The following is a 25541-nucleotide window of genomic DNA, read 5'->3' on the forward strand; positions in this document are numbered from 1 at the left end:
AGCCGGTCGCGGTGTGTCGATCCGATGGAAGGGAGTGGGGGATGAGCGTGCGGCGCGCATCGCCACAGGTGGTCATCGCGGTGCTGACGTTCCGTCGACCCGATGATCTCGCTGAGGTCCTGCCCGCGTTGGTCGAGCAGGCCAGGTCGGTCCAGGCCCCCGGCATGCGCGTCGACGTGCTCGTGGTGGACAACGACCCGCAGGGTGGCGCCGAGCCGTTCGTCCGGGGTATGGCCGACGACCACACGCGGATCGGCACGTCCGTCCGCGTGCGCTACGAGAACGAGACGGTCCCCGGGATCTCCGCAGCACGCAACTGTGCGCTCGACGCCGCGCGGGACGCCCGTCTGCTCGTGTTCATCGACGACGACGAGCGCCCCGGCCCTGGCTGGCTGGCCGATCTGCTGGCGACCTACCGCAGCCACGACTGCGCCGCGGTGGTGGGGCCGGTGGTGTCGCGTTTCGTCCGCGAGCCGGACCTCTGGGTGCGGGCGGGCCGGTTCTTCGACCGTCGCCGGATGCCGACCGGCACCGCCGTCGAGGTGGCCGCCACCAACAACCTGCTGCTCGACCTCGACGTCGTCCGACGTGCCGGACTGCGCTTCGACGAGGCGTTCGGCATCTCCGGCGGGGACGACACGATGTTCACGCGACAGCTGCATGCGGCCGGAGGTCGGATGGTGTGGTGCGACGAGGCCGTGGTGACCGACGTCGTGCCCACCTCGCGGGTCACTCGTCGCTGGGTCGTGCTGCGCGCGTTGAGCAGCGGGAACAGCTGGGGCACGACCTCGGTCGCGCTGCTCCGCGGGGCCGGTGTGGGCCGGCGCCTCCGGACACGGGTGCAGCTCACCGGGGCCGGTGCCGTGCGCGTGGTGGGCGGGCTTGCGCGGGCGGCGGCCGGCACCCTCGCGGGTTCCGCCGGCCACCAGGCCCGTGGTGTCCGCACGCTCGCGCGCGGTGCGGGGATGGTCACGGGTGCGTGGGGCTGGTCCTACCTCGAGTACCGGCGCGGCTGAGGTCACGGTTCGCCACCCGGCTGCGCCGGCCGGCCGAGCGCGACCCGGTACAGCCGGCGATGAGCGTCCCCGGCGCCCTCCCAGGAGCGGGCCGAGAGGTCCGGTGCCGCACCCGGCGGCGCGGCGCGCACCGCGGCGAGCGTCGAGGTCAGGGTCTGCGGGGTGAGCGTGTCGTCGAACAGGTGCACCCAGCCGGCGCCGACCTCGGCGGCGAGCAGCCGGTTCACCGGGTTGTCGGGGACCAGGACAGGCGTTCCGACCGACAGCGCGGCAAGCGAGGCACCCGAGTTGTGCATGAAGCGGTACGGCAGGACCACCAGCTCGGCCGCCGCGAGCTCGGCCACCAGCTCGCCGTCGTCGAGGTGACGCAGGCACAGCTCGACCCGGGGGTCGGCCGCGGCGAGGGGCTGCAGGCCGGTGCCGAGCTCCACCGACGACGGGTGTCCGCAGACCCGCAGGCTCAGGTCCGCGTCCTCGGTGGCCACGAACGCCGCGACGAGGTCGTCGACGCCTTTGTAGCGACGGACCCAGCCGGCGTAGGTGATTCGTCCCGGGACGGTCGCCGGCCGTGGGAACGGGGCGAACCAGTCGCGGTAGTGACCGTGGGAGATCCGTGCGACCGGGAGGCCCGGGCGGACCGGGGTGAGCGGATTGAGCACGATCACGGCGCGGGTACGTCGTTCGGTCAGCCGCAGGAGCAGGCGCTGGGTGCGCGACAGGCCGGTGGGGAGCCCGATGTTGTGCAGCGTGCGCACGATCGGGCTGCGGGTCAGGGCCAGCCGGGCGAGGAGCAGCAGGTAGAGCGCCTGGCGGACGGCGTCCTTCGGCCGGCTCCGACCGCTGATCAGCGATTCGGGCCAGTGCGCGTGGAACAGGTCGATCCGGCGGGTGAACGCGGCGCGGTAGGAGAACGGCAGCACCTGCACGTCCGGCAGCCCGGTGAGCGCGTCGTGCAGCTGCACGATGTAGGGGTTGGTGGTCGCGCGCGGTCGCGGGAACGACATCAACACCGTGAGCGGGCGGGACGTGCTCACGGCCGCTCCAGGGCAGGGCGGTCGGCGCCGTCGCTCGGAGGCTGCTGCGTGCGCCGCCGGGTGAGGTCGCGACGGACGTAGCCGAAGTTGGGCAGCACCTGGCAGACGAACACGGCCACTGCCGAGCCGAGAACCGGCCCGGCGGCCCCGAGCGGACCGATCAACCACCACGACACTCCTAGGTTGAGCGGGACCAGCACCAGGATGGGCAGGATCTGGAAGCGCAGTCCACGCTCGTCGGTCATGTACATGCCGAGCGGGTACTTGGCAGCTTCGACCGCGACGAACAGGACGAAGGCGAGAGCGAGGGGGGTGGTGAGCGTGATCTTGTCGCTCGCGACGATCGGGGCCACCCAGGGCAGCAGGAGCGCCAGGCAGCCCGCGCCGGCGAACCCGCCTGCCGCGAACCCGGCCGCCATCGTGACCGGCGATCGGATCTGCCCGTCGGCGCGTGCGCGCGCGAACACCGGCCAGAGCGCGATGCCGGCCGCGTACACCGTCTGCAGGACGAGACCGAACAGCTGCGCGGCGAGGGTGTAGCGGGCCAGCTCGTCCCTGTCGGACAGGTGGCTCAGGAGCAGCCGGTCGGTCTGCATCGCGATCGGGAGCGCCAGCATCTGCACCAGCTGCGGGACCGCCACCCCGAACACGGGGGTGGTGTGTGCTGTGCGCAACCTGGGGACGTCCCGGACCGCGCGGCCCATCTGGGGCCGCAGCGCTCGGGCCGCCAGCCACATCCCGACGGCGGCGACCGTCGTCGAGGCGAGGTAGGACAGCAGCGCGAGGTAGGTGGCCACCCGCAGGTCGGACACGGTGAGCACGAGCAGCGACACCAGGATCAGCGGTGCTGCCATGCCGCTGACCAGGACCTGCACGTGGTTGCGGGACAGCCCGTTGAGCACCCGCTGGCCGATCCCGAGGGGAAGGGTGAGGGCGAACACGACGACGCACAGCAGCGCGGTCGTCTCGCCCCCGCTCATGAGCCCGTTGCCCAGCAGGGTCCGCCACAGCCCCAGCGCGCTCACGGTCGCACCGATCAGCATGATCACGGCCGCCGAGCAGATCAGCAGCCGTAGCGAGGCCACGAGCGTGCCGCGTACCTCGGGGTCGGTCCGCGGGTCGTCCGATCCGGCGACGCGGTTGACGATGGCGGCCGACACACCGAGGTCGGCGAACGGGACGAGTGCGGTCAGGGAGGCGATCAGGGAGAACTGGGAGTAGGCGTCGACCCCGTACTCCGTGATGATCAGGCGGGCGGTGAGAACGCTCAGCGGCGCGGCGCACAGCATGACCGCGGCCTTGGCCGCCACGTTGCGTCCGACCAACGTCCACCACGCCGGGGCGGTGGCGGGGGAGTGTGCGGTGCTCACCGAGTTCGCGGTCCCTCCGGAGCCGACGTCGGTTCGGGCTCGGGTTCCGCGGTGAGTGGCCGGTCCTCCTCGGGGGCGGCGACGGATGCGCCGGCGCTGGGCGGAGAGGGCGTGGCCGGGCCCTGGTGGGCGGGCCACTCGCTGCGGCGGCCCTTGGTCAGCACCGAGCCGAGCAGCCGCGCCGACAGGAGCCCGAGCCGGTCGGCTGCGCTCCTGACGTCGTCGGCGGTGCTGCGGCCGTGGGCGGCGACGAGGACCACTCCGTCACAGGCCGAGCCGATGACGGCGGCGTCGGCGGCCGCGAGCACCGGTGGGAGGTCGACGAGGACGTGGTCGTAGCGGTCGCGCACCGCGTCCAGCAGGTGGTGCACGACCGCCGGCGTCGTCATCGTCGCGGGACCGGTGGACGGCGCCGGGCTCGCCAGCACGTCGACCGGACCGCGCGGCGACCGGACGATCGTCTCCCCGGTGGTGGCCTCGCCGGTCGGGCCGCCGGCCCAGCCGACGCCCTCGGGCACCTGGAACAGCCGGTGCTGGGCCGGCTGCCGCAGATCGGCGTCGATCACCAGGACCCGGTTGCCGGCGACGCCGAGCGCCAGGGCGAGGTTCGCCACCGTGGTGGAGGTGCCCGCCCGGGCCCGCGCCCCGGAGAACGCCACGACCGTGGCGGCCGGGCCGGGTACGAGGCGGGCCACCACCACCGCCGCGAGCGAGCGGTGGGCCTCTGCCGCCGGTGACCACGGCCGGTCCAGGACGGCCAGCGATCTGCGAGGCGTGCCGGGATCGCGGGGCACGACGGCGAGCGTCGGTGATCCCACCAGCCGTTCGAGGTCGTCGCCGCGTCGGATCGGCCGGACCACGGACTCCCTCATCAGTACCGCGACCACTCCGGCGAGCAGACCGAGCACGACGCCGGGAAGCGCGAGGAGGAGCAGGCCGGGGCTCGAGGGCGTGGGCGGTGGGGTGGCGGTCCCCACGATGCGCACGGTGATCGGGGTACCGGCTGCACCGGCGGCCGGCTTCTCCAGTTGCGCCACGAGGTCGACGAAGGTGTCGGCTGCGGCGTTGGCGATCGCTGCGGCCTCGCCCGGATCGGTGGCGGTCACATCGAGCTGAATTGCGGTCGACTTGTTTTTATTGCGCGCGTCGAATGTGTCGATCAACTCGTCCGGGGTGTCCGGCAGTCGCAATTTGTCGATCACCGCGTCGGCGACCCGCGGCGAGGTGAGCAGATCGGCGTAGGTCGCCATGCGTTCCGTGGAGAGCTGGGCCCCCAAGAACGCGGACTGCGGCGTGGGGCCGGTGGCGACGACGTACATCGATGTCGACGCCGTGTATGCGGTCGGCAGCCATGCGTAGGCGAACAGCGAGCCGGCCAGGCCGATCGCCATGCCTGCAATGACGAGGACACGACTGTCTCGCAGCAGGATCCAGAGGTCGCGGACAGACAAGCGCGGTCCCTTCGCGTGCAGGGCGTTCCATCGGAACAGGAGCGGGTCATGTGGATCTGGTGGTCGGACGTCGGCGACGGTCAGTGTCGTAGTCATTGCTGGTCGTGAATTATCGGCCTGTCGATGCAAGAATCGTCGTCACCGCTGGACATCGACACCTGGTTTATCGCAGTATCCACCACGTTGCCACCCGGGCACCAAATTAATCCGACGCTTCCCATTTATGTCAGGTCGGCTCTGGGTGTGCTGGTCTTCCGGTCCGCATTGTCTGCACACGTGGGTCGGGTATGCGCGAAAGGTTGGTCGATGCCTGCTCGTCTCCGAATGCGGTCCACGGGGGTCCTGGTCGCACACCCGTCCGCTGAGCTGTACGGATCGGACCGCATGACGCCGGAGCCGGTGTGCGGGCTGCACGCCGCCGGTGCGGAGGTGACGGTGCTCCTGGGGGCCGAGGGCCCTCTGCGGGACATGGTCCACCAGGGGGCGTGGTGACCCCGAGCAGCCTCGTCGATCGTCGTGACGTGCCGCTGCGCCCGGTGTTGCAGCTGCTGCGTGCCGCGCAGAAGCCGCCGACCCCGGGCACCCCGGCGTGGTCGCGTTTCGTCAACCGCCCTCTGGGGCGGGTCCTCGCCGCGGTGGCGTTCAAGGCGGGGATGTCGCCCACCCAGGTCACCGCACTGAGCGCGGTGTTCTCGTTCTCCGCGATCGCCGGGCTGGTCCTCGGCCCGGCCGGCCCGGCGACGGGGATCCTGTCGGCGGCCGGCCTGATCATCGGCTACGCCCTCGACTCGGCCGACGGTCAGCTCGCGCGGCTGACCGCGACCAGCTCCCCGGCCGGGGAGTGGCTCGACCACGTGCTCGACAGCGCGAAGGTCCCGGCGGTGCATCTGGCGATCCTGGTGGCCTGGTTCCGGTCCGGTGAGGTGAGCACCGGATGGCTGGCCGTGCCCGTGGTGTTCGCGCTGGTCGCCTCGGTGCACTTCTTCGCGACGATCCTGACCGACCAGCTGCGGCGTGCCCACCCGCGGCCGGGCGAGGACGCGCCGCCTCGTCGGGCCGGCGTGGTGCGCGCGCTGGCCGTCGTCCCGACCGACTACGGGCTGCTGTGCGTCGCGGTCGCCGTCTCCGGATGGCCCGCGTTCTTCGCTCCCGCCTACCTGCTCCTGCTCGTCGGGACCTCCGGCTACGTGCTGCTCGCACTACCGAGGTGGTTCCGCGACATGACCCGGCTCTCCCGTTGACCTGGCTCCGAGAACAGGACGTACCCGTGCACATTGCCATGATCGGTACCCGCGGCGTGCCCGCCCGCTACGGCGGGTTCGAAACCGCGGTCGAGGAGATCGGAACCCGGCTCGTCCGGGCAGGACACACGGTCACGGTGTACTGCCGTGGGGAGGACCGCAGCCCGACCTACCGCGGAATGCAGCGGGTCCGTCTGCCCTCCGTGCGCCGCTCGTCGATCGAGACGCTGAGCCACACCGCGGTGTCGGTCGCCCACCTGCTCCGGCACCGGGCGGACGTGGCCCTGGTCTTCAACGCCGCGAACGCCCCGCTGCTGCCGCTGATCCGCGCGGCCCGCATTCCGGTCGCCGTGCACGTCGACGGACTGGAATGGAAGCGCGCGAAGTGGTCGGGCAACGGCGCGCGCTACTACCGCGCCGTCGAGAAGGTCGCGGTCGGCCTCGCCGACGCGCTGATCGCCGACGCGGCTGCCATCGCCGCCTACTACCGCAGGCGCCATGCCGCGGACAGTGTGGTGCTGACCTACGGCGCCCCGATCATCGAGTCCGCGGACGCGGGGCGGCTGGCCGAGCTGGGGCTGCGGCCCGGTGGGTTCCACCTCGTGGTGGCACGCATGGAGCCGGAGAACCACGTCGACGTCGTGGTCGCGGGGTACCTCGCCTCGCGCGCGAGCAAGCCACTGGTCGTGGTCGGTTCGGTTCCCTATCCGAGCAGCCACGAGCGGCACGTCCGTGACCTGGCGGGCTCCGATCCCCGGGTGCGTCTGCTCGGGTCGCTCTGGGACCAGGAGCTGCTGAACTCCCTCTACGCCGGCGCCGCGAGCTACCTGCACGGCCACAGCGTCGGCGGCACGAACCCGTCGCTGCTGCGCGCGATGGGTGCCGGTGCGCCGGTCGTGGCATGGGACATCGAGTTCAACCGCGAGGTGCTGGCCGAGACGGGCCGGTGGTTCGCCTCCCCGGACTCGCTCGCGCGTGAGGTGGAGGCCGTCGAGGCCGACCCCGTGGCGGCGGCCCGGCGTGGTGCGGACGCCCGGCGTCGGGCGCGGACCGTCTACGACTGGGACGACGTGGCCGAGGGTTACGCGCAGCTGTGCGCGGACCTGTACGCCGGGCGACGCTCCCGACGCGGTCGCCGGGCCGGCGGCGCCCCGGCGGGGGTCCGGCGATGACGACCGTGGGCCGATCGCCGGACCCCGGCCCTCAGCGCGTGATGACCACGATGTCGGGTGCGTTCGTCGAGGTGATGGACAGCTTGAGCTGGTCGACCTGGTCGGCGGGGACGAGGAACGCGTACGTGGCATCCGTCGACGCGCCGGGTTCGAGGGTGCCCGCCGGCTTGGACGGCGGGCCGCTGTTGGCGCTGGCCGCCTTGTCGGCGTACCGGGCGTTGACGTCGAGGCCGCCGTCGACGGGCTTCGGGGTCCGGTTCGTCAGCCGGATCGTCACCGCGGCGCCGGGCCCGGCGAGCTCTCCCGGCCCCTCGGCAACCAGCTGGACGGGCCGGATCGACGTCACCGTGACCTCGAGCCCGCCGAGGTTGGTGGGCGAGTCGAGCCGGGCCTGCGTGGTGGGGCCCAGCTCGGGCGGCGGGCCCCCGGGCGAGGGGACCGAGGGTGCAGAGGCATCCGAGGGTGCAGAGGCATCCGAGGGTGCCGAGGCATTCGAGGGTGCTGGGGCATCCGAGGGTGCCGAGGCGACCGATGGTGCCGGGGCGGCGGTCGGCGTCGTGCTGTCCGCCGCGCACGAGCTGAGCAGGCCGGCTGCTGCAGCGGCGACCGCAGCGGCGACGACGGAACGCGTCGGGTTGCGCATGAGGCTCCTAGGAGTCGATCGGGTAGTGGACGAGGCCGCCGACGTTAGGCCATTTCGCCTCGGACAAAAGTCCACCGCCGCGAGATTAATGGAGACCGACATCCGCGCCGCCCGGCACGGACAACACTCTGACCAGGAATGGAGCAGGGAATGAGAAAGGTAGAAATGAGACCGAGAATACGAGCACTCGCAGCTGTGACGGCAGCTGCGGTCACCGCGGTGAGTCTGGTGTTGACCGGGCAGGGTGTGGCGGCGGCGTCCGAGCCGAACCCACCGGGCCTGCCCCCGACGGTCACCCAGGACCCGCTGCCGACCGTGCAGATCGACGGGACGGTGTGGAGCCAGGTCGTCGTGGGCGACATCGTCTACGTCGGTGGCAAGTTCGAGAAGGCCCGCCCCGCGGGCGCGGCGCCGGGGACCAGCGAGACGCCACGGTCGAACCTGCTGGCCTACGACATCCGGACGGGCGTGCTGGTGGACTCCTTCGCGCCGAAGGCCGACGGTGAGGTCAATTCCGTCGCGGCGTCTCCGGACGGGAAGCGGTTGTTCGTCGGGGGCGCTTTCCAAAGCATCGACGGCAAGACCCGATCGCGCCTCGCGGCGATCGACCTCCCGACGGGCAAGCTCGTCGACAACTGGTTTCCGAAGGTGGGGACGACGGTGAACGCGGTCGTCGCCGCTGGCTCCAAGGTCTACTTCGGCGGCGATTTCAAGAAGGTCGACGACAAGCCGCACAACAAGCTCGCGGCCGTCAACGCCGCCGACGCAACCCTGGACGACGCCTGGAGCCCCCAGGTCTTCGGCGCGCGTCCGGTCGAGTCGATCACGATGAGCCCGGACCGCACGCGGGTGATCGTCGGGGGCCGCTTCAACCAGATCGGCGAGACGAAGACCAACGCCGTGGCGTCGATCGACGCCACGAACGGGCAGGTCCTGCCGTTCGCGATGGGCAAGGTCACGACGAACGGCGAAGCCCCGACGACCGACACGCCCCAGCTCGACGACGACAATGCCAGCTCCGGCATGTGGTCGGTGGCTGCCGACGACAAGTACATCTACGGCGGTGCGTGGAGCCACGCCGGCAACGAGAAGTTCGGGAACCTGGAAGGCACCTGGGCCGCCGACCCGACCACGGGCGAGGTCGTCTGGTTGAACGACTGTTTTGGTGACACCTATGGCATCGCCCCGGTCAACGGCGTGCTGTACGCGTCCAGCCACGCCCACAACTGCGCGGCTGCGGGGAAGTTCCCCGAGCAGGGCACGAACCTCCACACCCAGGCCTGGTCGATCGCGCCGAGCTCGGTGCACAACATCAAGGACATCCGGGGGAACGACTTCTCGGCCTACCGGACGTCGAACCTGATGCAGTTCGCCCCGAGGTGGACGGTCGGCAACCAGGAGCTGAAGCAGGCGGTGTACAACATCGTCGGCACCTCCGAGTACGTCTCGATGGCCGGCGAGTTCCGAGCTGTGCTGAACAAGCCCCAGCAGGGGCTCGTCCGTTTCGCCACCCACGCGAAGGCACCGAACGCCTACGGCCCGTCCAAGGAGGCCCCGGGAACCATCAAGGCCGATCGGCTCACGACCGACGGCAAGGAGTCGGTGAAGGTGACCCTGTCGAACGCGATGTTCGACCCCGATGACACCGAGCTCACCTACGACCTGGTCCGCAACGACGACACGGCGAAGCCGGTCGCCTCGGGCAAGGCGACGACCCCCGGGTTCTGGGAGAAGGACAAGGGACGGCCGGTGGAGCTGACCGACCCGTCCCCGACCGGGGCTGCGGACAAGTACGTGATCGTCGCCCGCGACGGTGGCGGCAAGACCGCGTCGACGGACCCGGTGACGGTGGCCGCGCGGCCCACGCCGCCGACCCCGCCGACCCCGCCGACCCCGCCGACCCCGCCGGTGATCGGCCCGGACGGCGCGGAGAACTTCGCGGTCGGGCGTGCGGCGTCGATGTCGTCGACCTACGGGTTCTACAAGGGCATTCCGGTCGGCGCCAACATCGCGGTGGACGGCAAGACCGCAGGCCACCTGAACTACGGCGAGGTGATCCACACCGACAGGGGAGACGGCCGGGTGCCGGCCTGGTGGCAGGTGGACCTGGGGCAGTCACGCGACATCAGCAACGTCACGGTGTGGAACCGGACCGACGGCTACACCGAGCGGCTGAAGGACTACTGGATCTTCGTGTCCGACAAGCCCTTCGACACGTCCCTCACACCGGACCAGCGGAAGGCTCAGGGCGTCACCAGCGCTCGGGTGCAGCAGCAACCCAGCCCGTCGCTGACGACCTCGATGGAGCACCAGCCGACCGTGTCGGAGATCATGCTCCATACCGGCAAGCCCGCAGGCCCCAGCCGGGGCCGGTACGTCATGGTGCAGCAGGCAGACCCCAACGAGTTCCTGAGCCTCGCTGAGGTGCAGGTCTGGGGTCCGCCGAAGCGCTGACCGACGGGCCATCAGGGCCGGTGCGACTCGGCGGCCTGCGCTGCGACGCAGGCCGCCGAGTTCTCCACCGATCCGGGTCGGGCAGCGGGTCCGAGGACTCGCCGCCCGACTCCGGGTGACGATCGCGTCGGCGATCAGCACCTCTCCGACCCCGACACCTCCGGGCACCCGCCCCACCCCGTCCCGCCCGTGGGGGACGAGGCGTCGAGGTCAGGCTCGCCGGTGTCGGGGTCACCCTGCCCGAACGTCGGGAAGTCGGCCTTGCCGAGGTCGAGGACCGCACCGGCCATGTAGCGATACCAGAGAGCGCTGGGCAGTCCGATGCCGGTCACGGGGGTGCCCTCCTGGTCCAGGAGGGGGACGTTGCGGTCACTCCCGATCCACACCACCGCGGCCTGGACCGGGGTGAAGCCGGCGAACCAGGCGTCGTTGCTCTGACCGTAGGTGCGGGATCCGACCGTGCCGGGCTGAACTGCCGCCTGTTGCCCCTGGGGCAGCTCGAACCCGCCGAGGGGCGGGACCGACATCATCGTCTCCGCCACCGCCCGAGCAGTCTCCGGGGAGAACCGGTACTCGCTGGCCCGTTCCGGTCGCTGGTAGAGCACGTTCCCGTTGACGTCCACCACTGTCGACACCAGGTGTGGCGGGTGGTAGACGCCGCCGGCGGCCAGCGTGGCGTACGCGGATGCCAGCTGCAGCGGTGTGACCTCCTTGACGCCGAGCGCGACGGATGCGTCGGGTGCGTCGATCACTGCGGTGATCCCGGCCTTGCGGGCGGCATCGACCACGGCGGGTGGACCGACCAGGTTGGCGAGTCGGCTGAACAGGCCGGTGTCCGATGTGGCGAGGGCCTGCCGCAGGTCACAGACCGTGCAGCTGGTGGCGCCCCCGGGGGACGAGCTGATCGCACGTGTGTCGACCGGAGGGTCGGAGAGCAGACCGGCGAGCACGGCGAACGGGGTGAAGGTCATGCCCGGTTGCTTCAGGACCTGGGCGTAGTCGGTACCCAGCCCCTTGTCGCCGCCGTAGTAGGCGGAGATGCCCCCGGTCGCAGGGTCGATCGCGACCGCTGCGCTGCGCAGGTCCTCGGGCTGGCCGGCCACCTGTTCGCGGACTGCCTCGACCAGCTCGCGCTGGCGGGACGGGTCGATCGTGGTCGTCACACGCAGCCCCTGCCGGGCGATGGCGGTGCCATCCACGCCGAGCGCGCTCAGCTCGGCGCGCACGGCGTCGGCGATGTGGCCGTTCTCGCCGTCGAGGCTGGACCAGCCGGTGGAGGCGGACGGTGCGACGGTCGGCGGGAACCGTGCGGCCCGCCGTTCGCCGGGTGAGATCCGGTCCTGGTCCAGAAGGCCGTCCATGACGAACTCCCACCGCCGTCGAGCGTCGTCGGGGGCACGTGCAGGGTCCCAGTTCGTCGGGGACTGGATCAGGCCGGCCAGCAGCGCGCCCTCGCTGACGGTCAGCTGGGAAGCCGGCTTGGCGAAGTACGCCTGGCTCGCGGTCTCGATCCCGTAGGCGCCGCGACCGAAGTAGATCGTGTTGAGGTAGCCGCGGAGGATCTCGTCCTTGGGCAGCTGCTGGGTGACCTTGACCGCGACGATCAGTTCCCGATACTTGCGCGTGAGGCTGAACTCGTTGCCCACCAGGACGTTCTTGACGTACTGCTGCGTGATCGTCGAGCCCCCGCCGGAGCCTCCGGTGAGCTGTTTCCCGACGGCACGGACGATGCCCGTCAGGTCGAACCCCGGGTTGGTGTAGAAGGTGCGGTCCTCCGCGGCGAGGACGGCGTCACGGACGTGCGGGGGGATGGCCTGCAGCGGAAGCCGGACGCGGTTCCCGCCCTTCGGGACCAGCCGGACCATGGGGCTGCCGTCGGCGTAGGAGATGGTGGAGATCTGCTTGAGGGTGGCCTCGTCGGGCGAGGGCACCGCGAAGATCAGCCATCCGACCGCGAACAGCACTGCCGGTGCCCCCACGACGGCGATGACCAGGGCGATCAGGATGCGACGGTGCACGCGCCGGGACCGGATACGCGACGACCGCGTGCCGGTCTCCGGGCCCTCCCCGGCACTGGGAACTGCGGGGTCGGTGCCCGGCCGACCCGCCTCCGGACCGTCCGGCGCCACCGCCGGCAGGGGCTGCGTGACGGCATCCGGCACGGGCTGTGTGACGGCATCCCGGGGGATTCGTCTCGGCCCTCGGGCCGGTGAGGGGGGAAGCACGGTCTCCTCCGGTCACGGTGAGTAGTGGCCGTGCCGAGGGTGCCGGGGTCGTTCGGTGGTCATGTCCCGACCGTGTCGCGAGCGTGTCACGGTCGCGGGCTCACCGGTGACATGGTTACGACGGTGTGCCGTCGTTCAGTACTCGCAGGCCAGCAGACGCGGTTGGGTGCCGAGCTCGTAGAGGAACACCATCGCCTCCGTGTGGTCCGGCGTCATGAGGGTGCAGGCGATCTGCTGCTCGGCAAGCCGCCCGAGGGGCGTCCCACCGTTCGCGAGGGTGACGACGACACCTTGCTCCGAACGTTCGGCGCTCACCAGGGAGACGGACGGAGGTAGCTCGGTGCTCACGCCGGTCGAGAGTTCGGCCGGCGTCGGGCCGGCGAGCAGCACGAGCAGCAGGTCGGTGTCGTCGACGGGGCCGACGAACCGAACCACCGGAGTGGGCTTCCCCCGGAACAACAGGTAGATCTCGCGGACGTTCGGGTCGACCTCGGACAGGACCTGGTCGTCGGTCATGACCTGGGCCTCGACAGGTGCCGACGCCACGGTGTTCATTCCGCCGGGGCGAACACCACATGCGCTGACCAGCAGCAGGCCGGCCAGCCCCGCGGTGACGAGTGCCCGCCTCACCTGCGCCCCTCCGGGTACCGCGGCAGGCGCAGCGTGAACACCGCGCCACCGTCCGGGCCGTTCGCGGCAGTCAGCGTGCCGCCGTGCAGGTGGGCGTTCTCGCGGGCGATGGCCAGCCCCAGACCGCTTCCCTCGGAGCGGCTCCGTGACTGGTCGGCCTTGACGAAGCGCTGGAAGACGTCCTCCATCGAGCTCTCGTCGATGCCGGGTCCCGAGTCGCTCACCTGCACGGTGACGGTGTCGGCCGTAGCACCGGCGGTGACCAGCACGGGTGGCGCTCCGTGCCGCACGGCGTTGCCGACCAGGTTGGCCACGATGACGTCCAGCCGTCGCGGATCGATGACGGCGACGACACCGTCGGGCAGGTCGGTGTCGACCACGAGACCACGCCGATCGAGGGTGGCCCGGATCGCGTCGGCGATGTCGACGGTGTCCACCCGCAGCGTGGCGGTGCCGGCGTCGAAGCGGGTCACCTCGATCAGGTCCTCGACCAGCCGGGTCAGGCTGCGGGTCTCGACGCCGATGAGCCGGACCGCCCGAGCGGCGTCCTGGGGCAGCTGGTCTGCCGTGTCGTCGAGCAGGTCGAGGACGGCGGTCATCGCGGTGAGGGGGGTGCGCAACTCGTGCGAGACGTCGCCGACGAACCGGCGTGCGTCGGTCTCCATACGACGGAGCTGGACGACATGGTCGCGGAGCGAGTCCGCCATCTCGTTGAAGGTCGCGGACACGGCGGCGAGCTCGTCACCGCCAGGTGGGACCGTCGCCCGCGCCTCGAGGTCCCCGGCACCCAGCCGAGCCGCGGTCTGCTGCAGCGCGCGCACCGGACGCACCACTCCGCGAGCGGCGAACATCGCGAGTCCGAGTGCCACGACCACTCCCGCGGCGCCGACCAGCCAGGCGTCGCGAGCGAGATTGTCCACGACCGCTTGCTCACCGGTCAGCGAGTCGAGCACGAAGACACTGATCCGGGTCGACGGATCCTCGGGCGGTCCCGTCCCATCCTGCATGGACAGCTGGACACCGGTCACGAGCCAGGTGGCGTTGTCGTGGCGGACCCGTTGTGAGACCAGGTATCCGGCAGCGGCGGCATCGCGCAGTTGGGGCGACACCAGGGTCTGGTCGAACCCGTACGAGGCCTGACCGTCTCCGCGGAGGACCAGCACCGGGTACTCGGGCCCGCTACCCATCCTGGCTCCGATGACGGACAACAGCTCTCCCTCGGACCGTACGGGGAGAGGTTTGAGCGACTCCACCTTGCGGAGGAACCTGGCCACCGCGATGTCCTGGGCCCGCTGCACGATGGCGTCTCGCGCGGTGATGTACTCGACACCGGCGACGCCGGTGGCCACCGCGAAGCCGAGCATCGCGAAGGCGACCACCAGACGCAGGCGCAGGCCACGGAGAGGCCACGCGCGAACACCGTCAGGAGCGAGCTGAGCATCGACGGTGCGGTCGGTCACGGTCCGCCGAAACGGTAGCCGAATCCGCGCACGGTCTGCACGACGGTGGGGGACGAGGGGTCGTCCTCGATCTTCGCGCGCAGCCGCTGCACGCAGGAATCGACGAGTCGGGAGTCGCCGAGGTAGCTGTGGTCCCAGACAGCCGACAGCAGCTGCTGGCGGCTCAGCACCCGGCCCGGCGCGTCCGCGAGCTCGAGCAGCAGCTTCAGCTCCGTCGGGGTGAGCGTCACCACGCGATCATGAGAGGTGACGACCAGGGCCTGCCGGTCGATCGTGAGCGAGCCCTGTCGCACGATCTCCGGCCGGCCGTCGCTCGTCACGGCTGGTCTCTCGGCCGTCCGTCGCAGAACGGCCCGGATGCGGGCGTCGAGCACACGACCGGCGACCGGCTTGACGACGTAGTCGTCGGCGCCGGCCTCCAGACCGGCCACGACGTCGATGTCGTCGTCACGAGCGGTCAGCATCACGATGGGGATCGATCCGGCGGCACGCAACCGCCGGCACACCTCGAACCCGTCGATGTCGGGCAGCATCAGGTCGAGCACCACGACGTCGTAGTCGCCCCCGGCGACCCGGGCCAGGCCCTCGGAGCCGGTCACGGCGCAGTCGACGACGTGTCCCACGTGGGTCAAAGCGATCCGCAGACCCTCGGCGACCGACGTGTCGTCCTCGATGAGCAGGGCCCGCGCCATGTCAACATCATGACGCACGAGCGGACACGCCGCTGCCGGGCCACCACCGCGGCCCGGTGTCGAGTGGTCGCTGACTCTGTTCATGGACGGTGTGCGGTCGCCGGGGCGTCGCTCAGAAGGTGGCCGCGACCTCCATGACGTAGGCGCCGTAGCCGGAGGCGCCGTAGCGTTCCCCCAGCTTGTGGCAGGCGTCGGCGTCGATGAAGCCCATGCGCAGCGCGACCTCCTCGACGCACGCGATGCGCACGCCCTGCCGGTTCTCCAGCACGCGCACGTAGTCGGCGGCCTCGAGCAGGGATTCGTGGGTGCCGGTGTCGAGCCACGCGAAGCCGCGGCCCAGGTCGACCAGCCGCGCCGACCCCTGCTGCATGTAGACCCGGTTCACGTCGGTGATCTCCAGCTCGCCGCGGGCCGACGGGTGCACCGAACGCGCGATGTCGACGACCTGCTGGTCGTAGAGGTACAGCCCGGTGATGGCTCGGTCCGAGCGCGGGGCTGCGGGCTTCTCCTCGATGGAGATCAGCCTGCCCTGCGGGTCGGCTTCGCCCACTCCGTAGCGCTGTGGGTCGCGTACCGGATACCCGAACAGCACGCAGCCGTCGCCGGAGTTCAGGCCCTCGATGCTGCGGTGGAGCATCCCGGAGAAGCCGGGTCCGTGGAAGATGTTGTCGCCCAGCACCAGCGCCGAGGCGCTGTCCCCGATGTGGTCGGCGCCGATCACGAACGCCTGTGCCAGGCCGTCGGGGGAGGGCTGCTCGGCGTAGGTGATCTCCAGGCCGAGCTCGGCGCCGGTGCCCAGGAGCCGTCGGAAGTCCGGCAGGTCGGTGGGCGTGCTGATCACCAGGATCTCCCGGACGCCGGCGAGCATCAGCGTCGAGAGCGGGTAGTAGATCATCGGCTTGTCGTAGACGGGCAGGAGCTGCTTGGACACGACCCGGGTGAGCGGATCGAGGCGGGTCCCACTGCCGCCGGCGAGGATGATTCCTTTCACCGCTGCCCCAGAGCCCCGTGCGCAGGGCGGCCGAGCTGCGCGCCGGGACCCGCGTCGGACATCACGTGCCCGTCTGCGCAGACATCGGTGGGGTGCACCACGGAGCTCCTTCGGGTCTCGCGCAGCCCGCTCGTCGTAGCTGCCGTCGGACGGCGACGCCGTCCCTGAGGTCCGTCTCGTCGCCCCACGATGCTCGCGCGAGGTCATCACCGTGTGCTCGCCGTGTCGTGATTGCGTCACAACGGCCGACGGGTCGCAGCAGGCCGGCACGGCGGACTGTGACGCCATCGCGACACGACGAGGACGAGGTGCGGACAGGGGAGGCCCACCGTGGGCGACGTCCCGGCCGACACGGGTCGGCCGACAGCCCCGATCCCCTGGAAGGTTCTCTACGTGCGGATTCTCGTTACCGGTGGTGCCGGGTTCATCGGCTCGAACTTCGTCCGGGCCGTCCTCGCCGACCGCTACGCGGCGCTCGCCGGAGCCGAGGTCGTGGTCCTCGACCTGCTCACCTACGCGGGCACCCTCGCCAACCTGACCGAGGTGCGCGACTCGCCGCGCCTGCGGGTGGTGCCGGGCGACATCCGCGACGCCGAGACCGTCGCCGCGGCGATGAGCGGCGTCGACGTGGTGGTCCACTGCGCGGCCGAGTCGCACGTGGACCGGTCGATCGAGGGAGCCTCCGAGTTCGTCTCGACCAACGTCGTCGGGACCCAGGTGCTGCTCCAGGCCGCGCTGGAGGGTCGCGTCGAGCGGTTCGTGCACGTCTCCACCGACGAGGTGTACGGGTCGGTGGAGACAGGTGCGTCGGTCGAGACCGACCCGCTCGAGCCGAACTCGCCGTACTCGGCGTCGAAGGCCGCGTCGGACCTGCTGGCTCTGGCCTACCACCGGACGCACGGGCTGCCGGTCTGCGTCACCCGCTGCTCGAACAACTACGGGCCGCACCAGTACCCGGAGAAGCTCGTTCCGCTGTTCGTCTTCACCCTCCTCGACGGTCGCCCGGTGCCGCTCTACGGGGACGGCCGCAACGTGCGCGACTGGCTCCACGTCGACGACCACTGCCGGGCCATCGCCATGGTGGCGGTCGGTGGCCGCCCCGGGGAGGTCTACAACATCGGCGGCGGGACCGAGCTCAGCAACATCGAGCTCACCCGCCGGCTGCTTGAGCTGGTGGGTGCGTCGGAGGCGATGGTGGAACGGGTCGCCGACCGCAAGGGGCACGACCGCCGCTACTGCGTCGACTGGTCGAAGATCCGCGCCGAGCTCGGGTACCGGCCGCAGGTCGAGTTCGACGACGGGCTGCGGCGCACCGTCGAGTGGTACAGGCGCAACCGCGTCTGGTGGAGGTCGATGAGCCCGGCCGCGGCCTGAGCGCGCGTCGAGAGGCGTACACGGTCCGGTGCCGAGATCGCCCGTACGGGACGCCACGGACATGTCGGTCGTCGCTATGATCGCCAGGTCTTCTGGGCGACGGGGAGAGTCATGCGGCCAGCCAGTGTGTACCCGGTCCTGTGCACGGACCGGATCGAACAGTCGAGGGACTTCTACGTCGACCGCCTGGGTTTCGAGACGACGTTCGAGGCCGACTGGTACGTCAGTCTCCGATCGCCCGGCTCCCGCCCGTTCGAGCTCGCGCTGATAGCCCACGATCACCCCACGCTGCCCAGCGCCTACCGGAGGCCGGTCCAGGGGCTCCTGGTGAACATCGAGGTCGACGACGTCGACGCCGAGTGGAAGCGAGTCGTCGTCGACGGTGGGGTGACGCCGGAGCTGGAGCTGCGGGACGAGCCGTTCGGGCAGCGGCACTTCATCGTCGCGGATCCGAACGGCGTCCTCGTCGACGTCATCACCCCCATCGAACCCTCGGCCGAGTTCGCCGCCCTCTACGCCGAGGACGCCACCACCTGAGCCACGGCCGGGCCCACCGCCGTGTCGGCGCGGAGCGCGTCGAGCAGAACGGGGACGATCGTCTCCGCAGCGGAGCTGCGGTACAGGTAGAAGTGACCGCCGTCGAACGAGAGCCTGCGGAAGTCCGAGGTCGTCTCCACCGACCACAGGAACATGCGCTCGGCGATGACGATCGGGTCGTCGGTCGCGCAGAGGGCCACGATCGGGACGTTCGTCCCGTTCGGTGGACGTCGGTAGGTCTCCAGAGCCTCCAGATCCGCCCGGATGGCCGGCAGCGAGGGACGGAGCAGCCCCCCAGGATCGGCGACTCCGTCGGGGGCGCCACCGATGCGATGGACGTGGCGGACCAGGTCGTCGTCGCTCAGCCGGTGCGAGTAGGGCGGCCGGCTGGGGAAGCACGGTGGCTGGCGCGCCGAGACGGCGACGAGCCGCGGTGGCATCCCGCGGCGTTCGAGCGCGCGGGTCAGCTCGTAGGCGAGCACGCTCCCGAAGCTGTGCCCGAGCACGACCGTCGGCAGCGGGTCGCGACCGGCGACCTCGTCCGCCAGCTGCGCCACGATGGGCCCGGTCCGGCGCAGCGGTGTCTCGGTCGAGCGTGTCCCGCGACCCGGCAGGTGGGCGGCGAGCAGCTCCACGTCGGCCGGGACGAGGCCGATCCACGACCGGAACGCCGACGGCCACCCGCCTGCGTGCGGCAGGACCACGATCCGACCGACGGGCTGCGGCCGGCTCCGGCCGGTGCGGCGGCCGAGCGCGGCGAGCCAGCCGGTCATGACACCACCGCCGGCGCGGCGAGCAGCGGATGACGGGCCTGCAGGTGATCGACGACCCGCCGCTGGTGCGGGGTGAGTCGTTGCCCGGGAAGGTTCTCCAGGGAGTGCAGGAACGGGTCGTCCGGGGCGGGCAGACCGGCCACCGCGGTTGCGACCGACAGCAGGAGGGTGGGCTGGTACCACGCGGAGTAGCCGCCCTCGTGTGCGAGGACGATGCGCCCGGAACAGAGCTCGTCGGCGAGGTCGCACAGGGCGCCCACGACAGTGTGGAAGGTGCGGCTGGTCGCCATCATCCGCCCCATCGGGTCGTGTGCGCCCGCGTCGAGTCCGGCCGCCACCAGGATCAGGTCCGGCCCGAAGGCCCTGGCGGCCGGGAGGACGAGCGACTCCACCGCCGCCACGTACCCGCCGTGTCCGGTGCCCGCGGGCAGCGGCACGTTCATGGTGGTGCCCGCGCCCGCTCCGGACCCCGTCTCGGCGGCGGTCCCCGATGCGGGCGGGAACAGTCCGTCCTGGTGCAGCGACACGTAGCAGACGTCGGGGTCCTCCCAGAACACGCGTTGCAGTCCGTTGCCGTGGTGCACGTCGATGTCGACCACCAGTACCCGGCGGGCGCCCTGCTGCTGGGCGACCCGGGTGGCCACGGCCAGGTTGTTGAACAGGCACAGCCCCATGGCCCGGTCGGGCTCGGCGTGGTGACCGGGCGGGCGTACCAGGCAGTAGGCGCGCCGGTGCCGGCCGGCGAGCACCTCCCGGACGGCCGCGGTGCAGGCACCGACGGCCAGCCGCGCGGCGGCCGCGCTGTGGTGTCCTGCCGGGGCGTACACCCCGGCGTCGCCGCCGCCCCGGGCCGAGGTCGCCTCGACGCGGTCGACGTGCTCGCGCGTGTGCACGAGCAGCAGGTCCGCATCGGGCGCGGGGGAAGGGGTGTGGCGGGTGAACCGGTCCAGGACGCCCGACAGCCGGACGAGCCCTTCGGCACGCCGGAGGTCGGGGTCGACGGCGAACTGGCGCAGCGGCTCCACCCCCGGTCCGACGGGAAGATGACCGCTGCCCGCACCGGGGTCGTGCCAGAAGCACAGCTCGTGCGAGAACCACGCCGGCGGCGGCCCGGCCGGCCCACCCGCGGTCATCTCAGACCGCCGCGCCGGCGCGGACCACCGAGAGGCCGGAGACCCGGGAGATGTGCCCGGTGTGGAACGCGCGATCCTCGGCGGTGGTCCGCTTGGTGGTCAGGACCGTGTCGAGCAGTGCCAGCACCTGCTCGACCTCCGACGTCGTCGGGTCCCGGTCGCCGATCTCGGTCTCGATCTCACGGATCCGTCCCGCCGGGACGATGACCCCCGCCTCGTACTCGGCCGAGTCGTCGTTGTGGTTGCGCGTGCAGGCCACTGCCCGCAGCACGGCACCGAAGAACGCCTTGCCGTTGATGTCACCCATGATGCTTCCCTTCGGGACGGAACGGACGGATCAGACGAGCCCGAGCCGGCGGCCGGCGCGGGTCAGGACCTCCACGGCGAGGTCGATGTCGTCATCGGTGTGGGACAGGTTCACGATGGTCCGCAGCCGCGGAAGGCTCCGCGGCACGGCCGGGTAGACGATGGGCTGGACGAACACCCCGTCGGCCTGGCACAGCCGGGCGAGGTCCTGGGCCTGGCCGTCGTCGCGGCAGAGGACCGGCACCACCGGCGACTCGCTGTGCAGGGTGTCGAAGCCCGACCGGTGCAGCGCGTCGCGGTAGCGCCCGGTGCGGCCGCGCAGCTGCTCGGCCATCCCCGGTGCGGCCGTCATCACCTCGACGGCGGCGAGCGCGGCGGCCGCGTTCGCCGGGGTGACCGCGGCGGAGAACATCCAGCCGCGGGCGTTGTTCTTCAGCGCGAACACCAGGTCCGCACTCCCGGCGACGTAGCCGCCGGCGCTGGGCACGGTCTTGGACAGTGTTCCCATCTTGACCGCAACACGGTCGGCGCCGATGCCGAAGTGCTCGGTGATGCCTCGTCCGGTCCGGCCGAGCACCCCCAGGCTGTGGGCCTCGTCCACCATCAGCGGGGCGTCGAAGCGTTCGCAGAGATCGACGATGCCCGGCAGCGGCGCGATGTCGCCGTCCATGCTGAACACGGCGTCGGTGACGACGAGCCTGCCGCCGTCGCCGGACTGGCGCAGCGCCCGCTCGAGATCGTCGAGGTCGTTGTGGGCATAGGTCAGGACCCGGGCCCCCGACAGCCGGTACCCGTCGAGGATACTGGCGTGGTTGTAGACGTCGCCGATCACCGTGTCGCCGGGCCCCACCAGTGCGCCGACCGTGGCCACGTTCGCCATGTACCCGCTGGAGTAGACGATGGCGTCCTCCGTGCCCAGGAACCGGGCGATCGCGAGCTCCAGCTCGCGGTGGAGGCCGAGGGTGCCCGCGAGCAGGCGGACACCGTGCGCACCCGTGCCGTGCCGGCGCACGGCCTCCTGCACCCGGGCCCCGATGTAGTCGTGCCCGATCAGGCCGAGGTAGCTGTAGGAGGCGAAGTTGAGGTACCAGCGGTCGTCGAAGCGGATCCAGGAGCCCGTCTCCTCCTCGACCACCGGCTCGTAGAAGTAGCGACCCTCGGCGACGACGGCCCGGTCCTCCCGGGAGAGGTCGTCGATACGGCGGTCGAGGAAGCCCCCGCCGGGGCGGTCGGTCAGCCGGCCCGGCAGTGTGCGTCCCGGCACGCTCCGAGGCCCGGTCGGGGCCCCTGCTGCGCCTCCCTCGGGGCGCGGGCCGGGCCGGTCGAGGACGTCCGATCCCACAGCGCCGGCCGCTGCTGTGTGCGGCATCGGCCGCGTCACCGCGGGCGGTGCCGGGACCGGGCGCGGTGACGGCACCACCGCGGGCGCCGGCGCGATCACCGCGGCCGGGGTCGACGGGGGTGTGGTCGACGAGAGTGTGATCGAGGGGGCGGGCGCGGGGTGCCCGGGACCGACCGGCTCCGTACGGAAACGGTCCCAGTCGGGCCGGAACGCGGGGCGCACGTCGGAGGTCGTGGATCCGGCAGGTGCGGACGTCGGGACCGAGGAGGCCCCGGCATCGGTCGTGGGCACGGACGGGGCCCCGCCGCCCGGAGTCGGGGCAGGCACGGGGAGGGACCGGAGGTGGTCCAGCAGGTCCTGCACCTTGGTCAGCTCGAAGAGGAGCGCGGGGTCCAGCTCGTAGCCGGCCTTCGCCAGGCCGGCGGTGATCTCGACGGCCATCATCGAGTCCAGCCCGAGCTCGAGCAGGTCGTCGCCCGGAGCGACCGCGGGCAGGTGCATCGTGCCGGTGAGGATCGCGCTCACGGACGTCCATGCGTCGGTGGTGTCCAGCGTGCTGGTCATCGGTTCGTCCTTCGGTCGGGCGGGTGCGGACAGGACGTACTGGCCGGGTGGGCGGGTCAGCACCTCACGCAGCAGCGCCAGACCCGCGTCCGGTTCGAGCGCCGGGATGCCGCGGGCCGCGGCCGCAGTGACCACGCCCTCGCCCATCCCGGCGTTCCACAGGCCCCAGTCGAGGCTCCACCAGTGCTCGCCGTCGTAGCGGCGGCGGGCCGCGTAGCCGTCGAGGAACGCGTTCGCGGCGGCGTACGCGCTCTGGCCCAGATTCCCCTCGACCGCGCTGATCGAGCTGAACAGCACCACCGCGCCGGGGCGGTGGTCGCGGTCGAGCATCGCATCGAGTGCCTGCACACCCGAGATCTTGGGGGCCAGGACCTCCGCGATCCGCTCAGGAGTGAGCGTCCGGACCAGGCCGTCCCTCAGCACCCCGGCCGAGTGGATCACCAGGTCGAAGCGCTCCCGACCCAGCGCCGGGTCGGGAGCGGCCACGTCCGTCGTCAGGACCTGGACCTCGCACCGCTCGCGCAGCCGGTCGATCCGCTCCCCCCGACGCCCCGACGGCGCGGTGCGGCCGACGAGGGTCAGGTGTGCGCACCCGAGCTCCGCCAGCAGCTCCGCGACGAGCAGCCCGAGTCCGCCCAGACCCCCGGTGACCAGCACGCGCCGCCCCCTCGGGTCGAACGGTGGCCCGTCGCCGGGGCCGGCGTCGCGACGGTGGGGGACGAGCAGCTCGTCGCCGTGCCGGCGGTACTCGCCGCCGTCGTGCGGGACGGAGAACGACCCCGACGGTTCGCCGCCGAGGTCCAGCAGCGTGACCGGCGTCCGGGGGTGCTCGGTCCGCACCGAACGGAACAGGCCCCACAGCGCGGTGTGCGACGGATCGGGACGCTCCCCGTGGGCGTCGCGGGTCACGACGGTCAGGGCGGGGAACGGTCGGATGCCGGACAGCGTGCGTGCCAGTGCGGCCGCCTGCAGCACCTGGGTGCACGCGTCCCCGCCGGGGGCCGGGGCGTGCACGACGAGCTCCGGCGGCTCCTCGGCCAGGTGGGACTGCAATGTCCCGTCGGTGATGACCTCGAGCCCGAGACGTCGCACCGGTCCCCTGATCCCGGGGGCGTCGCCCAGGACCAGGATCCTCGAGGTGTCCTGAGGTGTCGGCGCGGGTGCCGGAGCGGCCCGCCAGCCGGGGACCGTCGTGCAGCCGGCCGTCCCGGACGCGCGGGTCGGCATACCGGCGGCGGTGCGGCCCGGCGGGCCGACCGTCCGCAGCACGATGCGGTCGAGTTCGAGGACGACCTCACCCTGTTCGGTGCAGACCGTCGCCCGCCCCCGGCATCCGGCGGCGTCCGGGCCGCCCGGGGTCCGCTCGACGAGGGCCAGCAGTGTTCCCCGGACCGGACGACGGACGGAGATCCGCCCGATGTACCACGGCAGGCAGCGCCCGGCGGCGCCGTCGTCCAGCAGCCCCAACCCCTGGAGGAGGGCGTCGAGCACGGCCGGGTCGATCACGGCGCCGGGCTCGTCGGTCGTCGGTCGCAGTACCGCGAACATCCGGTCACCGTCGCGTCGCAGCGAACGCATCACCCGGTACCGCTCGCCGTAGACGATCCCGCTGCCCGCGCGCCAGCCGTCCAGGACCGCCAGCAGCGCTTCGGGTCCGGCGGAGGCCTCGAGCGCGGCGGTGTCGAGGTAGGTCGGCGGGGGAAGGGGTGCCCCGGCCGCGACCGCACGGGCATGCAGCCGGGACGGGGAGTCCGGGTCGTCCGCCCGGCGGGCCCGCAGGACCACCGCGCCGTCGTCAGCGACGTCGACCTCCAGAGCCGACCCGCGGTCGGTGACGACGAGCGGCTCGGCGAGGACCACGTGCTCCAGCCACCACCGCCGCGAGGGTGCGCCGGCACTGACGGCCCGCAGCATCTGGTCGATCTGTGCCGCCGCCGGGAGCACCCCGACCCCGTCGATGCGGTGGTCGGCGACCACCGGATCGTCCGCGGTGAGCGTCCGCCGGCTGGTCATGTGACGAGCTCGAATCCGTCGGCGGCGACGACCCGACCGTTGACCTGGAGGTCGATGACGTGGGTACCGGGGTAGTAGCGGCGGGTCGTGATCTCCCGGACCGGGTGGCGCTTCTCCACCACCCGGCTCTCGCCGGGCCCCAGCTCGACCGAGGCGAGCTTGAAGACCTTGGGGAGGGTGCGCCCGTTGTTGCGCACGTGGTGCACGACGTAGTCGACGGCGACGGTGTGCGCGTGCCGATCGGTGTTGCGGATCTCGGCACGCAGGGTGACCGACTCGCCGAGCCGGATGGTGGCGGGGCTGAGCACCAGCCGGTCCGCCCGGACGTGTTCGCCCCCGGTCACACCGGACAGGGCGAGTGCTCGCTGGTCGCCGTTCTTCACCAGAACCCGCAGCGCGTGCCTGCTGATCCACTCCGTCTCCGGGGTCGGGCTCTCCGCGGCCCACCGTTCGAGCACGTCCAGTACGGCGTCGGGGTGGTCGCGGGCGATGTCGTTGAGATTGTTGGCGACCGACTTCCTGACGTAGGGCGAGGGGTCCGAACGCAGTGCCTCCAGTACCTCCAGGACAAGGGTGGGGTCCTGGACGAACCGGTGCAGGGTCCGCGCCCACGGCAACCGCGGCCGGATCCCCTCGCTCGCCAGCCGGCGCACGTTGAGGCTCGGTGATCCGGCCCAGGTCCGGACCCGCTCCATCGTGATCTCGTGGTGCTGGTCGAGGTAGGGCCGGATCGCGTACTCACCGGTGTGCCGCCGGGTGATCTGTTCGATCGCGTCGAGCGAGATCTCCGGGTGACCGAGACCGTGGTCCTCCACGAACCGGGCCACCGGCATGAGGTACCAGCTGGTGTTGAACATTCCGTCGCCCTCGGCCAGCTCCTCGCCGAGGATCGACAGCAACGTCGCCAGGGCCTGCGGATAGTCCTGCGGGAGCCTGCTGCGCAGGCCGTCGGAGAGGACCCGGACGCGGTCCTTCAGCTCGAGCGGGGGGACCAGCGCCGCGACCTCGGTGACGTATCCCTCGAGGTCGAACTGCGGGTGCACCTGCGTCACCAGGTCTCCGAGCAGGCGGGCCGCTCCGCTGTCGAAGTGTCGCTTCAGGCCGTACTCCGTCATGGACG

The 25541-nt window shown here is 71.7% G+C and carries 20 protein-coding genes; 6 read left to right on the forward strand and 14 right to left on the reverse strand.

Annotated features, from left to right (window positions below; translation table 11 throughout):
* The first annotated feature begins 41 nt into the window (after positions 1-41).
* The gene (locus Ae717Ps2_RS11210; protein WP_075333332.1) at positions 42-1016 is read left to right on the forward strand and encodes a glycosyltransferase family 2 protein; all 975 of its coding nucleotides are present in this window, start codon (positions 42-44) and stop codon (positions 1014-1016) included.
* A 2-nt stretch (positions 1017-1018) separates the two neighbouring features.
* On the opposite strand, the gene Ae717Ps2_RS11215 is transcribed toward Ae717Ps2_RS11210, so the two are convergent.
* Genes Ae717Ps2_RS11215 through Ae717Ps2_RS11225 form a run of 3 tightly spaced genes read right to left on the reverse strand, consistent with a single transcriptional unit; the run spans position 1019 to position 4871 of the window.
* Positions 1019-2050, reverse strand: coding sequence for a glycosyltransferase (locus Ae717Ps2_RS11215; RefSeq protein ID WP_198932166.1), 1032 nt, complete (start codon positions 2048-2050; stop codon positions 1019-1021).
* Positions 2047-3420, reverse strand: coding sequence for an oligosaccharide flippase family protein (locus Ae717Ps2_RS11220; protein WP_198932167.1), 1374 nt, complete (start codon positions 3418-3420; stop codon positions 2047-2049). The genes Ae717Ps2_RS11215 and Ae717Ps2_RS11220 overlap by 4 nt, the downstream gene beginning before the upstream one ends.
* Positions 3417-4871: a polysaccharide biosynthesis tyrosine autokinase gene (locus Ae717Ps2_RS11225; protein ID WP_075333333.1), complete on the reverse strand. Its 1455-nt coding sequence runs from the start codon at positions 4869-4871 to the stop codon at positions 3417-3419. The genes Ae717Ps2_RS11220 and Ae717Ps2_RS11225 overlap by 4 nt, the downstream gene beginning before the upstream one ends.
* 488 nt (positions 4872-5359) lie before the next feature.
* Here Ae717Ps2_RS11225 and Ae717Ps2_RS11230 point away from each other — a divergent pair, with 488 nt between their 5' ends.
* Together Ae717Ps2_RS11230 and Ae717Ps2_RS11235 are read left to right on the forward strand one after the other, a co-directional pair.
* Positions 5360-6112 carry a CDP-alcohol phosphatidyltransferase family protein gene (locus tag Ae717Ps2_RS11230; RefSeq protein ID WP_233147524.1) on the forward strand — a complete coding sequence of 251 codons (753 nt, stop codon included), beginning with the start codon at positions 5360-5362 and terminating at the stop codon, positions 6110-6112.
* Positions 6113-6138: 26 nt separating this feature from the next.
* Positions 6139-7284 (forward strand): DUF1972 domain-containing protein, encoded by a 1146-nt coding sequence (locus Ae717Ps2_RS11235; protein WP_075333334.1) that lies wholly within the window; start codon positions 6139-6141, stop codon positions 7282-7284.
* A 31-nt stretch (positions 7285-7315) separates the two neighbouring features.
* On the opposite strand, the gene Ae717Ps2_RS11240 is transcribed toward Ae717Ps2_RS11235, so the two are convergent.
* The gene (locus Ae717Ps2_RS11240; protein ID WP_075333335.1) at positions 7316-7630 is read right to left on the reverse strand and encodes a hypothetical protein; all 315 of its coding nucleotides are present in this window, start codon (positions 7628-7630) and stop codon (positions 7316-7318) included.
* Positions 7631-8146: 516 nt separating this feature from the next.
* Between Ae717Ps2_RS11240 and Ae717Ps2_RS11250 the strand changes: the two genes are divergently transcribed.
* Entirely contained in the window at positions 8147-10381 is a 2235-nt protein-coding gene (locus Ae717Ps2_RS11250; RefSeq protein WP_143510370.1) for a hypothetical protein, read from the forward strand.
* 134 nt (positions 10382-10515) lie between these two features.
* Here Ae717Ps2_RS11250 and Ae717Ps2_RS11255 read toward each other — a convergent pair whose 3' ends face one another.
* The 5 genes from Ae717Ps2_RS11255 to rfbA all read right to left on the reverse strand — a co-directional run bounded on the left by Ae717Ps2_RS11255 (position 10516) and on the right by rfbA (position 16379).
* Positions 10516-12399 (reverse strand): transglycosylase domain-containing protein, encoded by a 1884-nt coding sequence (locus Ae717Ps2_RS11255; RefSeq protein ID WP_143510372.1) that lies wholly within the window; start codon positions 12397-12399, stop codon positions 10516-10518.
* Between the two features lie 342 nt (positions 12400-12741).
* Positions 12742-13236: a hypothetical protein gene (locus tag Ae717Ps2_RS11260; RefSeq protein WP_020621700.1), complete on the reverse strand. Its 495-nt coding sequence runs from the start codon at positions 13234-13236 to the stop codon at positions 12742-12744.
* Complete coding sequence (locus Ae717Ps2_RS11265) at positions 13233-14615, reverse strand: HAMP domain-containing sensor histidine kinase (protein ID WP_233147525.1); 1383 nt, start codon at positions 14613-14615, stop codon at positions 13233-13235. The genes Ae717Ps2_RS11260 and Ae717Ps2_RS11265 overlap by 4 nt, the downstream gene beginning before the upstream one ends.
* 77 nt (positions 14616-14692) lie before the next feature.
* Entirely contained in the window at positions 14693-15388 is a 696-nt protein-coding gene (locus Ae717Ps2_RS11270) for a response regulator transcription factor (RefSeq protein WP_020621698.1), read from the reverse strand.
* 112 nt (positions 15389-15500) lie between these two features.
* Positions 15501-16379: a glucose-1-phosphate thymidylyltransferase RfbA gene (rfbA, locus tag Ae717Ps2_RS11275; RefSeq protein ID WP_075333340.1), complete on the reverse strand. Its 879-nt coding sequence runs from the start codon at positions 16377-16379 to the stop codon at positions 15501-15503.
* Between the two features lie 393 nt (positions 16380-16772).
* Between rfbA and rfbB the strand changes: the two genes are divergently transcribed.
* Together rfbB and Ae717Ps2_RS11285 are read left to right on the forward strand one after the other, a co-directional pair.
* Positions 16773-17753: a dTDP-glucose 4,6-dehydratase gene (rfbB, locus tag Ae717Ps2_RS11280; protein WP_075334242.1), complete on the forward strand. Its 981-nt coding sequence runs from the start codon at positions 16773-16775 to the stop codon at positions 17751-17753.
* A gap of 111 nt (positions 17754-17864) precedes the next feature.
* A complete protein-coding gene (locus Ae717Ps2_RS11285; RefSeq protein ID WP_075333341.1) occupies positions 17865-18290 on the forward strand; it encodes a VOC family protein in 426 nt (141 codons plus the stop codon).
* On the opposite strand, the gene Ae717Ps2_RS11290 is transcribed toward Ae717Ps2_RS11285, so the two are convergent.
* Genes Ae717Ps2_RS11290 through Ae717Ps2_RS11310 form a run of 5 tightly spaced genes read right to left on the reverse strand, consistent with a single transcriptional unit; the run spans position 18266 to position 25536 of the window.
* Positions 18266-19063 (reverse strand): thioesterase II family protein, encoded by a 798-nt coding sequence (locus Ae717Ps2_RS11290; RefSeq protein ID WP_075333342.1) that lies wholly within the window; start codon positions 19061-19063, stop codon positions 18266-18268. The genes Ae717Ps2_RS11285 and Ae717Ps2_RS11290 overlap by 25 nt on opposite strands.
* Entirely contained in the window at positions 19060-20196 is a 1137-nt protein-coding gene (locus Ae717Ps2_RS11295) for a class II histone deacetylase (protein WP_075333343.1), read from the reverse strand. The genes Ae717Ps2_RS11290 and Ae717Ps2_RS11295 overlap by 4 nt, the downstream gene beginning before the upstream one ends.
* Before the next feature lies 1 nt (position 20197).
* Positions 20198-20503 carry a hypothetical protein gene (locus tag Ae717Ps2_RS11300; protein WP_075333344.1) on the reverse strand — a complete coding sequence of 102 codons (306 nt, stop codon included), beginning with the start codon at positions 20501-20503 and terminating at the stop codon, positions 20198-20200.
* A gap of 30 nt (positions 20504-20533) precedes the next feature.
* Positions 20534-24421: an aminotransferase class I/II-fold pyridoxal phosphate-dependent enzyme gene (locus tag Ae717Ps2_RS11305; RefSeq protein ID WP_075333345.1), complete on the reverse strand. Its 3888-nt coding sequence runs from the start codon at positions 24419-24421 to the stop codon at positions 20534-20536.
* The gene (locus Ae717Ps2_RS11310; protein ID WP_075333346.1) at positions 24418-25536 is read right to left on the reverse strand and encodes a DNA alkylation repair protein; all 1119 of its coding nucleotides are present in this window, start codon (positions 25534-25536) and stop codon (positions 24418-24420) included. The genes Ae717Ps2_RS11305 and Ae717Ps2_RS11310 overlap by 4 nt, the downstream gene beginning before the upstream one ends.
* Positions 25537-25541 lie beyond the last annotated feature (5 nt).

Origin of the sequence: Pseudonocardia sp. Ae717_Ps2 (genome assembly GCF_001932475.1) — a bacterium.
In the GTDB taxonomy this organism is placed as follows: Bacteria; Actinomycetota; Actinomycetes; order Mycobacteriales; family Pseudonocardiaceae; genus Pseudonocardia.

Bases quoted from the DNA above. Each gene is read 5' to 3' on its own strand.
- Ae717Ps2_RS11210 (WP_075333332.1), top strand. From the start codon at position 42: ATGAGCGTGCGGCGCGCATCGCCACAGGTGGTCATCGCGGTGCTGACG.
- Ae717Ps2_RS11270 (WP_020621698.1), bottom strand. From the start codon at position 15,388: ATGGCGCGGGCCCTGCTCATCGAGGACGACACGTCGGTCGCCGAGGGT.
- Ae717Ps2_RS11285 (WP_075333341.1), top strand. From the start codon at position 17,865: ATGCGGCCAGCCAGTGTGTACCCGGTCCTGTGCACGGACCGGATCGAA.
- Ae717Ps2_RS11290 (WP_075333342.1), bottom strand. From the start codon at position 19,063: ATGACCGGCTGGCTCGCCGCGCTCGGCCGCCGCACCGGCCGGAGCCGG.
- Ae717Ps2_RS11295 (WP_075333343.1), bottom strand. From the start codon at position 20,196: ATGACCGCGGGTGGGCCGGCCGGGCCGCCGCCGGCGTGGTTCTCGCAC.
- Ae717Ps2_RS11300 (WP_075333344.1), bottom strand. From the start codon at position 20,503: ATGGGTGACATCAACGGCAAGGCGTTCTTCGGTGCCGTGCTGCGGGCA.
- Ae717Ps2_RS11305 (WP_075333345.1), bottom strand. From the start codon at position 24,421: ATGACCAGCCGGCGGACGCTCACCGCGGACGATCCGGTGGTCGCCGAC.
- Ae717Ps2_RS11310 (WP_075333346.1), bottom strand. From the start codon at position 25,536: ATGACGGAGTACGGCCTGAAGCGACACTTCGACAGCGGAGCGGCCCGC.